Source organism: Paraflavitalea sp. CAU 1676, from assembly GCF_029223285.1.
Taxonomy (GTDB): domain Bacteria; phylum Bacteroidota; class Bacteroidia; order Chitinophagales; family Chitinophagaceae; genus Paraflavitalea.
This window is the reverse complement of the sequence record NZ_JARHUJ010000001.1, coordinates 750,314-763,787: the sequence shown is the minus strand read 5'-3', so window position 1 is coordinate 763,787 and position 13,474 is coordinate 750,314. Positions and strand designations below refer to the sequence as shown.

Annotated in this window: 11 protein-coding genes; 5 read left to right on the top strand and 6 right to left on the bottom strand. The window is 51.0% G+C overall.

Annotated features, from left to right (window positions below):
- Positions 1 to 71: 71 nt before the first annotated feature.
- Positions 72 to 1,025, top strand: a complete 954-nt coding sequence (gene lpxA, locus P2H89_RS03105; protein ID WP_275825033.1) for an acyl-ACP--UDP-N-acetylglucosamine O-acyltransferase — start codon at positions 72 to 74, stop codon at positions 1,023 to 1,025.
- Positions 1,006 to 1,716 (top strand): ATP-binding cassette domain-containing protein, encoded by a 711-nt coding sequence (locus P2H89_RS03100; protein ID WP_275825031.1) that lies wholly within the window; start codon positions 1,006 to 1,008, stop codon positions 1,714 to 1,716. The genes lpxA and P2H89_RS03100 overlap by 20 nt, the downstream gene beginning before the upstream one ends.
- A gap of 101 nt (positions 1,717 to 1,817) precedes the next feature.
- Here the strand turns inward: P2H89_RS03100 and P2H89_RS03095 are convergent, their stop codons facing one another.
- Both P2H89_RS03095 and tsaE read right to left on the bottom strand, forming a co-directional pair.
- Positions 1,818 to 3,032, bottom strand: a complete 1,215-nt coding sequence (locus P2H89_RS03095) for an alanine dehydrogenase (protein WP_275825030.1) — start codon at positions 3,030 to 3,032, stop codon at positions 1,818 to 1,820.
- 61 nt (positions 3,033 to 3,093) lie between these two features.
- Complete coding sequence (gene tsaE, locus P2H89_RS03090; protein WP_275825029.1) at positions 3,094 to 3,507, bottom strand: tRNA (adenosine(37)-N6)-threonylcarbamoyltransferase complex ATPase subunit type 1 TsaE; 414 nt, start codon at positions 3,505 to 3,507, stop codon at positions 3,094 to 3,096.
- A 259-nt stretch (positions 3,508 to 3,766) separates the two neighbouring features.
- Here tsaE and P2H89_RS03085 point away from each other — a divergent pair, with 259 nt between their 5' ends.
- Both P2H89_RS03085 and P2H89_RS03080 read left to right on the top strand, forming a co-directional pair.
- On the top strand, positions 3,767 to 5,893 hold the full coding sequence (locus P2H89_RS03085) for a cation-translocating P-type ATPase (RefSeq protein ID WP_275825028.1): 2,127 nt from the start codon (positions 3,767 to 3,769) through the stop codon (positions 5,891 to 5,893).
- Between the two features lie 24 nt (positions 5,894 to 5,917).
- Complete coding sequence (locus tag P2H89_RS03080; protein ID WP_275825026.1) at positions 5,918 to 7,870, top strand: ATP-dependent DNA helicase RecQ; 1,953 nt, start codon at positions 5,918 to 5,920, stop codon at positions 7,868 to 7,870.
- A gap of 90 nt (positions 7,871 to 7,960) precedes the next feature.
- Here the strand turns inward: P2H89_RS03080 and P2H89_RS03075 are convergent, their stop codons facing one another.
- Both P2H89_RS03075 and P2H89_RS03070 read right to left on the bottom strand, forming a co-directional pair.
- Positions 7,961 to 9,529 (bottom strand): helicase HerA-like domain-containing protein, encoded by a 1,569-nt coding sequence (locus tag P2H89_RS03075; protein WP_275825025.1) that lies wholly within the window; start codon positions 9,527 to 9,529, stop codon positions 7,961 to 7,963.
- 26 nt (positions 9,530 to 9,555) lie between these two features.
- Positions 9,556 to 9,927 carry a co-chaperone GroES family protein gene (locus tag P2H89_RS03070; protein WP_275825024.1) on the bottom strand — a complete coding sequence of 124 codons (372 nt, stop codon included), beginning with the start codon at positions 9,925 to 9,927 and terminating at the stop codon, positions 9,556 to 9,558.
- 381 nt (positions 9,928 to 10,308) lie between these two features.
- On the opposite strand from P2H89_RS03070, the gene P2H89_RS03065 reads away from it, so the two are divergent.
- The gene (locus tag P2H89_RS03065) at positions 10,309 to 11,010 is read left to right on the top strand and encodes a response regulator transcription factor (protein WP_275825023.1); all 702 of its coding nucleotides are present in this window, start codon (positions 10,309 to 10,311) and stop codon (positions 11,008 to 11,010) included.
- A 226-nt stretch (positions 11,011 to 11,236) separates the two neighbouring features.
- Here P2H89_RS03065 and P2H89_RS03060 read toward each other — a convergent pair whose 3' ends face one another.
- Positions 11,237 to 12,166 (bottom strand): hypothetical protein, encoded by a 930-nt coding sequence (locus P2H89_RS03060; RefSeq protein ID WP_275825022.1) that lies wholly within the window; start codon positions 12,164 to 12,166, stop codon positions 11,237 to 11,239.
- A 230-nt stretch (positions 12,167 to 12,396) separates the two neighbouring features.
- Positions 12,397 to 13,428 (bottom strand): Holliday junction branch migration DNA helicase RuvB, encoded by a 1,032-nt coding sequence (gene ruvB / locus P2H89_RS03055; RefSeq protein WP_275825021.1) that lies wholly within the window; start codon positions 13,426 to 13,428, stop codon positions 12,397 to 12,399.
- Between the last annotated feature and the right edge of the window lie 46 nt (positions 13,429 to 13,474).

Genomic DNA, 13,474 nt, shown 5'->3' with positions numbered 1-13,474 from the left:
TCGGTTAGGAGCATTTGAAAGCCCCTATCTCAATAAATTATATTTGATTATAGGGGTGAATTGCATGACTTTTGTCTATTTTAGTACAATCTCATTATATCAAACATCAATCAATCCATAAGTATACGCCAGGCGAAGAACAGCCGGATTCCCAGGGGGAAAAGCTGTCCGTCACTTCAAAGGGCTCTTTCCAGGCTACACTCAAGAATGTCAATACAATGATCCATCCTCACACGTATATCCATCCTAACGCCAAGCTGGCCACCAACGTTAAGATCGACCCTTTCACAGTGATTCATCAGAACGTAGAAATCGGTGAAGGAACCTGGATCGGCAGTAATGTAACCATCATGGAAGGCGCTCGCATCGGCAAAAACTGCCGCATATTCCCGGGCGCTGTTATCGCTGCCATTCCACAGGATCTTAAGTTCGAAGGAGAAGATACACTCGTTGAGGTAGGTGACAATACAACTATCCGCGAATTCGTAACCATCAACCGCGGAACCAAAGACCGTGGTAAAACAAAGGTGGGTAAGAATTGCCTCATCATGGCTTATAGCCACCTGGCGCACGATTGCTGGATCGGCGACAACTGTATCATGAGCAACAATACCCAAATTGCCGGTCACGTCGAATTGGGCGACTGGTCAATTCTCGGAGGTATGTGTGCCGTGCATCAGTTCGTGAAGATCGGTCAGCACGCATTCGTAAGCGGTGGTTCACTCGTAGGTAAAGATGTTCCTCCTTATATCAAGGCCGGACGCCAGCCCCTGAGTTACTCAGGTGTAAACTCCGTAGGCCTTAAACGCAGGGGATTCACGGTCGATAAGATCAATCACCTGCTCGAGATCTACCGCGTTATCTACAACAAAGGCATGAATACCAGCCAGGCACTCGAATACCTGGAAGAAGAATTCCCCGCCACCGACGAACGCGATGAGATCGTAACATTCATCCGCGAAAGTGGTCGTGGTATCATTAAACGCTATTCAAAAGGTAGTGTGGATGAAGATATCGCTGACTAAAGCCGGTAAACGCTTCAACCGCGATTGGATATTCCGTAACGTTACTTACGACTTTACAGCAGGCAACGCCTATGCGATTACCGGCCCCAACGGCTCGGGCAAATCCACCTTGCTGCAAGTGCTCGGCGGCGCCCTCATGATGAGTGAAGGCACCCTCGATTACGAGGTCGTTAACACCGATCAACCCGGCCAAGGCAACGCAACAACTGCTAGGCCTGCTACACCGGCTGGCGCACCTGCCCGCAACGGCGTACGATCAAATCCCGACCTGCTGTTCCGCCACATATCCATCGCCGCCCCTTATCTCGAGTTGATCGAAGAGATGAGCGTTAGCGAATTCCTCCACTTTCACATTCAGTTCAAACCCCTGCTGGCTGCTATCACTATTCAGGAAGCTATTAAAGTAGTCGGACTGGAAAAAGCAGCCCACAAACAGATCAGGTTTTATAGCAGTGGTATGAAACAACGGGTCAAGCTGGCCCAGGCCATCTTCAGCGATGTGCCTTGCGTGCTGCTCGATGAGCCCTGCACCAACCTCGATGCCGAAGGCATCGCCCTCTACCAGCAATTGATCAATGATTATTGCAGCCGCCGCCTCGTGATCGTGAGCAGCAACGACCCCCAGGAATATGGGTTCTGTAAAGAGAAGATCAATATACTCGATTACAAACAGGCTAAGCCAGTCGCCTGACCGTAGCCCCAGCTAACGACTTACCCCCTACACAAAAGCACCAGACTCCGACAAGTACAATCGACCAATCGGGAATTTATTTCCGGGCCACTCTTTCACATTTACCGCTGACTCGCGATCAACAAATTCAGATCGGTGTATTTGAGGTCAAACCGCTGACTAAGATGGAAGTTCGTCAACGCCCCTTTAAAGAGATAGATGCCGCTGCGCAGGTGCACCTTGTGCCATACAAGGGTTTCAAAGCCACCCTCCTCGCCTGCTTCCAGCAGCAAAGGCATCAACACGTTACTGATGGCCTGGGAGGCCGTCCGTGCAAAGCCTGATGGGATATTGGGTACACAATAGTGTATTACTCCATACTTCATAAAAATAGGCCGTTCATGGCTGGTGATCTCCGAGGTCTCGAAACAACCGCCACGGTCGATGCTTACATCGATGATCACACTGCCCGGGCGCATATTGCTCACCATTTCTTCCGTCACCACCACCGGTGTTCTGCCACTCGAAGAAGCCAGGGCGCCTACCGCCACTTCGCAGGTCTTTAACTGCTTGGCCAGAATGCGCGGCTCCATCACGGAAGTCCACATCCGCTGACCAATATTGTTCTGCAACCGTTTCAAACGGTATACGCTATTATCAAACACTTTAACCGAAGCACCCAGCGCCAGGGCTGCCCGTGCCGCAAACTCACCCACAATGCCGGCACCCAGGATGATCACCTTGGTAGGTGGGATACCCGAAATACCTCCCAGCAACACCCCTTTGCCATGGTTGGCCGAGCTCAGGTACTGCGCCGCGATCAACATCACCGCACTACCGGCTATTTCACTCATACTGCGAACGATGGGTAAACTATCGCTGTCGTCCTTGAGGTTTTCGAAAGAGATGGCCGTAATACGCTTGTCCATCATCTTTTGCAACAATTCGGCTTTCATAGCCGACAGGTGGATGGGAGAGATCACCACCTGGTTATATTGTAAATAAGGAAGATCTTCTTCAACTACCGGAGCGCTCTTCACCAGGATGGGCGATTTGTACACCTCGGCTTTGTCATAAACAATGCGTGCCCCCGCCTCGCTGTAGTCGCGATCGCGGTAATGGGCCGCCTCACCGGCATTGTGTTCCAGCACTACTTCATGACCATTGCTGATCAGCACACCGACCGCCTCCGGCGTCAGCGCGATCCGGTTCTCCTGGAAAGCCCTTTCCTTCGGGATACCGATATGTAACTGAGCCCCTTTGGGTTTTATATCAAGCTTTTCTTCAAGCGTTTCGTAACTGAAAGAGGTGCTGATGATCGGTTTTTGCTGAGACATGAAGCGATTTTCAGTTTTCTGGTTGCTGTTGTTTATAATGTCAGGGAGCCGTCAAATATACTTATTTCTCCCCGATCCTCAGAACACGGGTTTGAGGATCAATGGCATTGATGTAAACCGTTATCGTATCCTCGGGGAAAATACCGGCCGCCCGCCCGGGCCATTCCACAAAGCAGATATTGCCCGAATACAGGCAGTCCTCTACCCCGGCCTGCATGGCCTCTTCCTCATCTTTAAGCCGGTACAGGTCTATATGGAACATCTTGCCACCGGGCCAGGCATACTCGTTTATAATAGAAAAAGTAGGGCTGCCAATGGTGCTGGTGACCCCTTTCGCCTCACACAAGGCATGAATAAAGGTCGTTTTGCCCGCTCCCATGTCGCCATGAAAGGCAAAAACCCTGGCCCCGTTGGCCGCCAGCCAGAACTGCTGCGCCGCCTCCCCGATACCATCCAGCGTAAACCGTATTTCCATAGCCCGCAAAGATACGGGCAGGTTGATTTGCTGCAGATTTTGCCGGCAGGATTTTGCAACCGCGTAATGATATTATCCGTAGATTGCCACCGTGCACCCGCCCTAACGCGGTAAATTTGCAGTAACCCCGATGCAAGTCCCCCCATAGAGAACGATTCTATGAATTGCCAGCCAACTTTGAATACCCAATAACTATGAACTGTACGATCGGGGATGATCCTGCAGTATTATCATAGAGAGATCAAAACCCGGCAAGTAAATGAAAACAGTGAATTGGAAAGTTGAAGGCATGACCTGCTCTAACTGCGCGTTGACCATCCACAAATACCTTGAAAAAGAAGGTATGAAGGATGTAAAAGTGAGCCTGGCCAGCGGAGATGTTAGTTTCGAGCTCAACGGCAAACAGGGGTCCAGCCAACAGATCGTCAAAGGCATAGAGTCCTTAGGTTATACCGTTCATGACGAAGAAGGAACGATCGCTCCGGCCAGGAGCAAAAAGTTCCTGTCGAATCATAAACAGCGCTTCCTTTTCTGCCTGCTGTTTACGGCCCCGCTTATGCTGCATATGGTCGACAATTGGGTGCATATTCACTGGCTCATGAACCCCTGGATACAGCTAACACTTTGCCTCCCCGTTTACATCGTGGGCATGGACTTTTTCGGCCGCAGCGCTATCAAAAGCATCCGCAACGGCATGCCCAATATGAATGTGCTGGTCGCCATTGGTTCTACCGCCGCGTTTCTCTACAGCCTCATCGGCACCCTCTTTAACCTCGGCGAAGGGTTCCTGTTTTACGAAACCGCCGCCTCCGTCATTACCCTCGTATTCCTGGGCAACTTCCTCGAAGACGCTTCCATACAATCCACCCAGCGAGCCCTCAACAAACTGGCCAAATCGCAGAAAGTGATGGCCAATATGATCGCCTATACCGATGGAGAAGAACATGTGTTCCCCGTTGAAAACACCTCTCTGCGCGCCGGCGACCTCATTCTCATCAAGAACGGAGAACAGGTACCGGCCGACTGTAAAATACTATCCGGCGATGCCACCGTGAACGAATCGATCCTCACCGGCGAAAGCATGCCCCTCCATAAAAAGTCGAAAGACACACTGATCGGCGGCAGCCTCATCGTAGATGGCACCATCCGTGCGCAGGTAACCACCGAAGCCAAGGACTCCGTACTCGCCAATATCATCAACCTCGTAAAACGCGCCCAGGGCGAAAAACCGCCCGTACAGCAAATGGCCGACAAGATCAGCGCCATCTTTGTACCCATCGTGCTCGGCATAGCTGCGGTAACCTTTATCGTCAACTTTATCATACTGCACAATTTTACCGCTTCGCTGATGCGCAGTATTGCGGTACTGGTGATCGCCTGCCCCTGCGCCATGGGCCTGGCCACGCCGGCCGCCATCGCTGTAGGGCTCGGAAGGGCAGCACGCAACGGCATCCTTTTCCGTAATTCCAAAAGCCTCGAGCTGTTCCGCAGCATCAAACAAGTGGTATTCGACAAAACCGGCACCCTAACCACGGGTAAATTTGTAGTGGCCGGCTATAAACTCATCGATGAAAAACTCACCGTCGACGAGTTCAAAAAGATCACCACCTCCCTTGAAAAATATTCCAACCACCCCATCGCACAAAGCATCGCCACCGCCTGGAAACACCCCGAAAATATCCGCTGGCAGAAGATAGAAGAGATCAAAGGACAGGGCATGAAAGGCATTGCCATGAATGGCGATGTGTACCAGGCTGGCTCTTACCAGGTAGCTATGGCCCACACCCGCGACGACAGCCACAATGTTTATATCATGAAGAATGATGAACTGCTGGGCTGGATCGACGTAAAAGATGAGATACGTCCCGAAGCCATCCAGGTAGTGCAATACCTGCGGCATAAAAATATCCGCACCATCCTGCTCAGCGGCGACCGGTACAACAAATGCCACCAACTCGCCAATTTCCTCGGCATCGATGAAGTGATCGCCGAAAAGTCACCCGAAGAAAAACTGACGGTGGTGGAAGACCTCACGCTGCAAGGTCCCACCGCGATGGTTGGTGACGGCATCAACGATGCCCCGGCACTCGCCAAAGCAACGATCGGCATTTCCCTCAGCGAAGCATCACAAATAGCTGTACAAACAGCCGACGTAGTGCTGATGAACAAAGGCATCAAAAGCCTGCCCCTATCGCTGGGCCTGGGCCGCCACACCTTCCTAACCATCAAACAAAACCTCTTCTGGGCATTCTTCTATAACATCATCGCCATACCGGTTGCAGCATTCGGATTGCTGACGCCTACCTTTGGCGCACTCGTCATGGGACTTAGTGATGTTGTATTAGCACTTAATTCAGTACGTTTGTTCGTTAAAAAAGTAACCTGATAAAGAGCCGGCAACAGGCAACTTGTGCCAAAAACAGCACACGAAGCCCTGCCGACCATCCGGCCCCGGTACATGCCCAACATCCATTCCATACTAAAAGAATACTGGGGATACCCATCATTCCGTCCGCTGCAGGAAGATATAATACAATCGATCCTCAGCGGAAAAGATACCCTGGCCCTGCTGCCTACCGGCGGCGGCAAATCCATTTGCTTCCAGGTACCTGCCATGGCACAGGAAGGATTATGCCTCGTGGTCAGTCCGCTGATCGCACTCATGAAAGACCAGGTCAGCAACCTGCGCCGCAAAGGCATCACGGCCTACGCCATCTACTCGGGTATGAGCCGCCGCGATGTTATGAACGCGCTCAAAGTAGCAACCGACAGCAACTGCAAATTCTTATACGTATCGCCCGAACGCCTGGAAACGAACCTCTTCAAAGAGTATCTCCCTGCACTCGATATAAGCCTTATCGCCATCGATGAAGCGCACTGTATATCGCAATGGGGCTACGATTTCCGGCCACCATACCTGCGCATCGCCGCCCTGCGCGAGGAGCTGCCCGGCGTGCCTGTACTGGCACTTACCGCATCGGCAACACCGATGGTGCAGCAGGATATTTGCGAAAAGCTGGGCTTTAAACAAAGCAATGTATTTCGACAATCTTTCGAGCGGCCCAACCTGTCCTATAGCATCTTCGAAGAAGATACCCGCATCACCAAGATCGCAGAGATATTACTGAAAGTGCCCGGCAGCAGCATCGTGTATTGCAAAAGCCGTAAACGCACCCAAACCATCAGCGAGCAACTGAATATACAAGGCATACAGTCCGATTTCTACCATGCCGGCCTGCCGCAGGACGAGCGCAACAAAAGGCAGGAAGCCTGGATCAAAGACAATACCAGGGTGATCGTTTGTACCAATGCCTTTGGCATGGGCATCGACAAACCCAATGTGCGCACCGTGATCCATGCCGATGTACCGGATTGCATCGAGAACTATTACCAGGAAGCCGGGCGTGCAGGTCGCGACGGACAGAAAGCTTATGCCGTGTTGCTGCACGACAAAAAGATATTGGGCGAATTGAGTGCCCTGCCCGATTTCCGATTTCCTTCGATCGAAGACATCCGCACCATCTACCAGGCCATTGTTCATTACCTGCAAATACCAACCGGCTCAGGCGAAGGCGTGTATTACAATTTCGACCTTACCGACTTCACTACCAAGTTCAAGGTAGATGCCTGGATCACCACCTATGCCATCAAGGCATTGGAACAGGATGGCTGGCTTAGTTTCAACGAACAGGTGTTCCTGCCTTCGAGGATACAGTTCGTCACCAACAAGGACTGGCTGTATGAGTTCGAGAAGAGCGCGCCGGTACTGGAACCGTTGATACATGCCCTGTTGCGCACCTATGAAGGCATCTTCGATATGCCGGTGAGCATTCATGAGAAAACACTGGCCTGGCTGTTGAAGCGCGAGCAGGAAGACATTGTGAAGCAGTTGAAGATACTCGATGCCAATGCCATCATCGAATACACCCCGCAGAAAGATAAGCCCCAGTTGTATTTCCTGAAAGGCAGGGTAAAAACGGAAGACCTCTACATCAACATGGCCGACTATGCCAAACGTAAGCAGCAGTTCCAGGAACGGATCGCGGCCATGGTAGGTTATATTATAGAAAGGGAGCAATGCCGCAGCCAGTACATCGCCAGCTATTTCGGTGATGAAACGACACCACCCTGCGGCATCTGCGATAATTGCCGCAACAAACAACAGCAGCCACTCACCCCCGAAGAAGTGAGCCAGATACACCAGCGCATTACCACCATCATCGGCAACCGGTCCATCACTGCTGAAGCGCTGTTTAGCGCGCTCAACGGCATTAAAAAAGAAAAGGCCTGGCAGGTGATTCATTTCCTCCAGGCCGAACAAAAATTATCAGTTGATGAGAAAGGGTTGATCAGGCTTGCTTAAAACCAGCATTGAGGTGCTCAATCATCTCAACATCACCTACTCTATTCAGCAGTAAACTTGCTCCGGGGAGCTTGCCGCCTTTCGCCTGCATCAAAACCAGCTGCTGCTTTTCTTCTTGCTGCTTTTACCACCCAGACCAAGCGCCCCCAGCAAACTGCGGGTGATCACATTGGCTGCTGTACGGCCAATCTGGCGGGTAACCGAATTATCCAGCACCTTCTCCAGGGTCGATTTCTCTTCTTTCGCCCTGCCGGTTGTCTTCTTAGCGGCTTTCTCCTCCTGTTCTTCCTCACTGCGCTTAGCCGCTTCTTCCAGCTTATCGTTCAGAATCTCGTAGGCACTTTCCGCGTCGGCCACTTCCGCATATTTCTTCACCAGTTTCGACTTGCCGATCAAGGCATCGATCTCTCCCTCAGTCAAAACATCCATCCGTGAGCGGGGCGATACCAGCATCGTGTGCACGAGTGGGGTTGGAATACCTTTTTCATTGAGCATAGTAACCAGTGCTTCACCAATACCCAGTTCGGTAAGTAATTCTTCCGTTTTGTAGAACTCCGTTTCAGGATAGTTCTCTGCGGCCTGCCTGATCGTTTTACGATCGGCCGCCGTAAAGGCGCGCAGGGCGTGCTGTACCTTCAGCCCCAATTGGCTCAACACACTGGCTGGTACGTCCTGCGGATTCTGTGTGCAGAAGAAGATGCCTACCCCTTTGGAGCGGATCAGTTTGATGACCGTTTCTATCTGTTGCAGTAAAGCATCGGTAGCTTCCTGGAACACCAGGTGGGCCTCATCGATGAACATCACCAGCTTGGGTTTATCGAGATCGCCCGCTTCGGGCAGGGAAGCATACAGCTCAGCCAGCAGCTGCAACATGAAAGTAGAGAACAGCTTTGGCCTGTTCTGCATATCGGTCACGCGCAACACGTTGATCATACCACGACCATCATCACTGATCCGCATCAGATCATCGACCTCAAAAGATGGTTCACCGAAGAACACGTCGGCGCCCTGCTGCTGCAGTTCGATCACTTTACGCAGGATGGTACCTGTACTCGTAGAAGCGATCTTACCATATTGTTTCTCTATTTCGGCCTTGCCTTCATTGCTCACGAACTGCAGTACTTTGATAAAGTCCTTCAAGTCGAGCAAAGGCAGTTTGTTGTCATCGCAGTATTTGAAGATCATGGCCACCAGTCCCTGCTGGGTGTCATTGAGGTCAAGGATCTTCGACAATAGGATGGGGCCAAATTCGCTGACAGTAGCCCTTAACCGAACGCCCTGCTCATTACTCAAACTCATCAGTTCAACCGGGAAACCGGTGGGCTTGTAAGCCTCCCCGATAACGGTCATGCGTTCTTTGATCTTCTCGTTCTCTACACCTGCAGCAGCGATGCCACTGAGGTCGCCTTTGATATCCATCAGCAATACCGGCACACTGGCGTCGCTCAGTGCTTCGGCGATCACCTGCAGGGTCTTGGTTTTACCGGTACCGGTAGCACCGGCAATGAGCCCGTGGCGGTTCATCGTTTTGAGCGGCAGTTTTACCTGCGCGCCGGGCACAGCCGCTTTGTCCAGCATACCAACGCCCAATACAGCAAATTCTCCTTTAAAAGCATATCCAGCCTGCACCGATTGCAGGAATGATTCCGTGTTTGGCATAAGGGATTATTATTAAGGGAAAGATACTACATATCTTCTTCACGTTCCAGCATCAGGATGGCGCTTTGGGGAACGATATAGTACTTTTCATTTTCATACAGAACCTCAGTAGCACCGCTCAGCAGAAATACGGCCAGATCGCCTTCTTTCGCCTGTAATGGAATATATTTCACCTGCTCGTCCTTCCCTTTCCAGGACTCATCTTCCATGGGCATCGGGATGGCATATCCCGGCCCGGTCTTGATCACATAGCCTTGCTGCACTTTTTCTTTCTCCTGTACGCCGGGCGGCAGGTACAGTCCGCTGTCGGTACGTTCATTCGCTTTCGAGGGGCGGATCAGCACACGGTCGCCGATCACAATCAGTTTCTTGAAGGTATTATCATTCGTCAATCGCATATCGAAAATTGTAAACCACAAAATTAACGTATTGCCGTGTATCTGTCGCGCAGATTGGATCGACCACGGCCCATCCCTTACCCCGCGAATTAACCGAAGCATAGCTATTGTCTTGTAAGCCAGTAGCAGGCTGGTGAACCAATGAGAAACGGCTAACCAGCCCGCAACACGGTAGTGAAGCCAACTGCCGGCGTTTCATACGCAACCATCCCCGGCAAGCGGCTGGCGCCAATTTCGCAAGTAACCATTCCCCGCCAACCGCCTGGCGCCCACAGCCGCCAGGCCGCAGAGTGCATTTATTAACAAAATATTACACGCGGCTTGTCGGATATAGCAAATGATTTAATTTTATTTACACTATCGAACTAAATCTACCTAATAATGGAAGGAAAGAAACCGAAAATTCTATTGTGTGAAGACGATCAGAACCTGGGCAGTGTACTTAAGAATTATCTCGAGTTAAATGATTTTGATGTGATCCTGGAGCGCGATGGCCGTCTCGGTCTCGCAGCATTCCAACGTGAAAAATTCGACCTCTGCCTGCTGGACATCATGATGCCGCACATGGACGGATTTACAGTAGCCGGAGAGATCCGCGATATAGATCCGGATATTCCTTTGTTCTTCCTCAGCGCCAAGACCATGAAAGAGGACATCATTCAGGGTTATCGCCTTGGCGCCGATGATTATATCACCAAGCCATTCGACAGCGAAGTGCTGTTGCTGAAGATCAAAGCCATCCTGAAGCGGAATGAAGAAACAACCCGCGAGCAGGAGAACAAGGAGTTCGATCTGGGCAGTTATCACTTCAATCCGAAATTGCGCGAACTGAGCCATGCCGGCAAAATGCAGACCCTTTCTCCCAAAGAGAATGAACTGCTGAAGATGCTGGCTGAGCATATGAATGATCTGTTGCCTCGTGAGCAGGCCTTAAAGAAGATCTGGGGTAGCGACACGTACTTCAACGGTCGTAGTATGGACGTGTACATCGCCAAGCTGCGCAAGTACCTGAAGGAAGATGATAAGATCGAGATCGTGAACATCCACGGCAATGGCTTCCGCCTGGTAGTTCCTGTAGCCTAGTTTCATTTGTACGGACCAAAATAGACAAAGTCCTGCCGCAAGGCGGGACTTTCTTATTTACGCTCAACCTGAGGCACTCACACATCAATTCGTCAACACCGCCCCGGCAAACGGCTCCACAAAACATAGCCACTATCTCCCGGACTGCTCAACGCACGATTTCACTCACCACTTCACCCGCTTCGTACGTCCAATAGACATGCTGAGCTTGAAGCGCCCCCTTCGCCTACCACTTCACCCGCTTCGTACGTCCGATGGACATACTCAACTTGAACTGGATCGTGAAGTAAGAGTCGTTGTTGTTGGGATTGCCACGAATACTGCCATCGACGGTAACGGAAGAAGGATCGAGCTCATTCCTTCTGTCGGCCATTTGCGCCGCCAGCTCGGCTTGCCCGTGCGGCAGGTTCTCAATAAAGCGCGCGGGATCTATATAGGTAGTGCTTACGTCGTCCAGGTAATCGGTCTTTAACACGCGGTGCATGATCTCAAAGCGCGCATTCATAAAAGCCGATACTTCATACTTAACGCCTATGCCCAGTGGAAAATTAACCTGTGTAAGTTTGTAGGGCCGGCGCGTAGGATATTCCGGAAAGCCTTGCCCTTCGGTACGCAGCGGCTGCAGATCAACCCACCGGTAGCCATTAAAGCCTTGCGGATTGAAATGAAAGAGACCAACACCGCCAACAATATAAGGAGAGAAAAAAGAAGGTTCTTTAGCCATAGACTGGAAAAGTGGCAGTGGATGAAATTCCGCCAGCAGCGCGGCTTCTGTGATCTTGCTTTGGAAACTGAGGTTGCGCATGTACCGTCCCTTCGCTTCACCCATTTCGCCTTCCAGTACATTGTCCGACCCGCTCACCCTTCCAAAAGTAAGGTCCAGCCGGCCGCCGATCGTTTGGTGGTATAAAGCGCCTACATAAAAGCCTCCCGCAAAATTGTAATGCTGACCATTCAGGTCTTTGATCCCACCCTTGCCAAGTCCTTTCTTACCACCGAGATCGGTAAGTGCATTCATAGCGCCTACAGAAATACCTGCCTCCCATAATACATTGGGTTCGAGATGTTCGTTATCATAGAAATAGTACTGACCTGATACCTTATGGGCGCACAGAGCTATTACCCATAGCATCACGATGGATCTCAATAATCTCATAAGAATTAAAATAAAATAGGCTTACAACCAGGAAGGGGTGTAGTGCAGCTACCAAACAGGCTTAACGAGTAATCAAAAAGAATACCATTTACGGGAAATTCACTGAATTGGTTTCAGGAATCCCGCATAAATAGGCAACTATTTTTGGGCAGAAGGTCGGCAATGACTCAAACCCGCTGTCACAAAGACTTTACAGCGATTCGAAAAGCCGATAGCAATGAGGTGGATGCTTAAAACAAGAGGTTGCCACTGTTCGCACCGCCAGGTGTGCGACCAAGATGCTCGTAGGCTTTCGCGGTCACTTCGCGGCCACGTGGCGTACGTTTGATGAACCCTTCCTGTATCAAAAATGGCTCATACACTTCTTCCAGTGTACCGGTTTCTTCGCCAACAGCTGTGGCGATGGTGGTAATACCTACCGGGCCGCCCTTGAATTTATCGATGATGGTAAGCAGGATGCGATTGTCCATTTCGTCGAGCCCATATTCATCCACATTCAGCGCACGGAGCGCATGCTGCGTGATACCAAGTTCGATAACTCCGTTACTAAGTACCTGAGCAAAGTCGCGCACGCGGCGCAGGAGGCCATTGCCGATACGCGGAGTACCCCGGCTGCGCCGCGCTATTTCATGCGCCGCATCGGAAGTGATCTTAACGTTGAGGATATTGGCCGCACGCGTCACGATCTTTTGCAACGTTTCGGAATTATAGTACTCCAGTCTCGATTTGATGGCGAAACGGGATAGTAAGGGAGCTGTAAGTAATCCGCTCCGGGTAGTGGCGCCTACCAGCGTAAAGGGATTGAGGGTGATCTGGATGCTGCGCGCATTGGGACCGCTATCGATCATGATATCTAGGCGGTAATCTTCCATGGCTGCGTAGAGATATTCTTCCACTACCGTACTGAGGCGGTGTATTTCATCGATGAACAATACATCGTGCGGCTCCAGGTTGGTGAGCAGGCCAGCCAGGTCGCCGGGCTTTTCGATCACCGGCCCGGATGTTTCTTTGATATTGACACCCATTTCATTCGCAACGATGCGACTGAGCGTGGTTTTACCCAAACCGGGAGGGCCATGAAAAAGCACATGATCCAAAGCCTCACCGCGTAGCTTGGCAGCTTTGATAAAGATCTTGAGATTCTCGATGATCTGGCCCTGCCCTGCAAAGTCTTCGATCTCTTTGGGCCTGATGTTGTTCTCGAACTCTTTATCAGCCGCGGATAAGGTCCCTTTTTCAGTATTTAAGTTTGGATTCGCCATGCTTTTCGGTCAACTTTGTAAATCTACACAAATGTAAGGCAGTAAT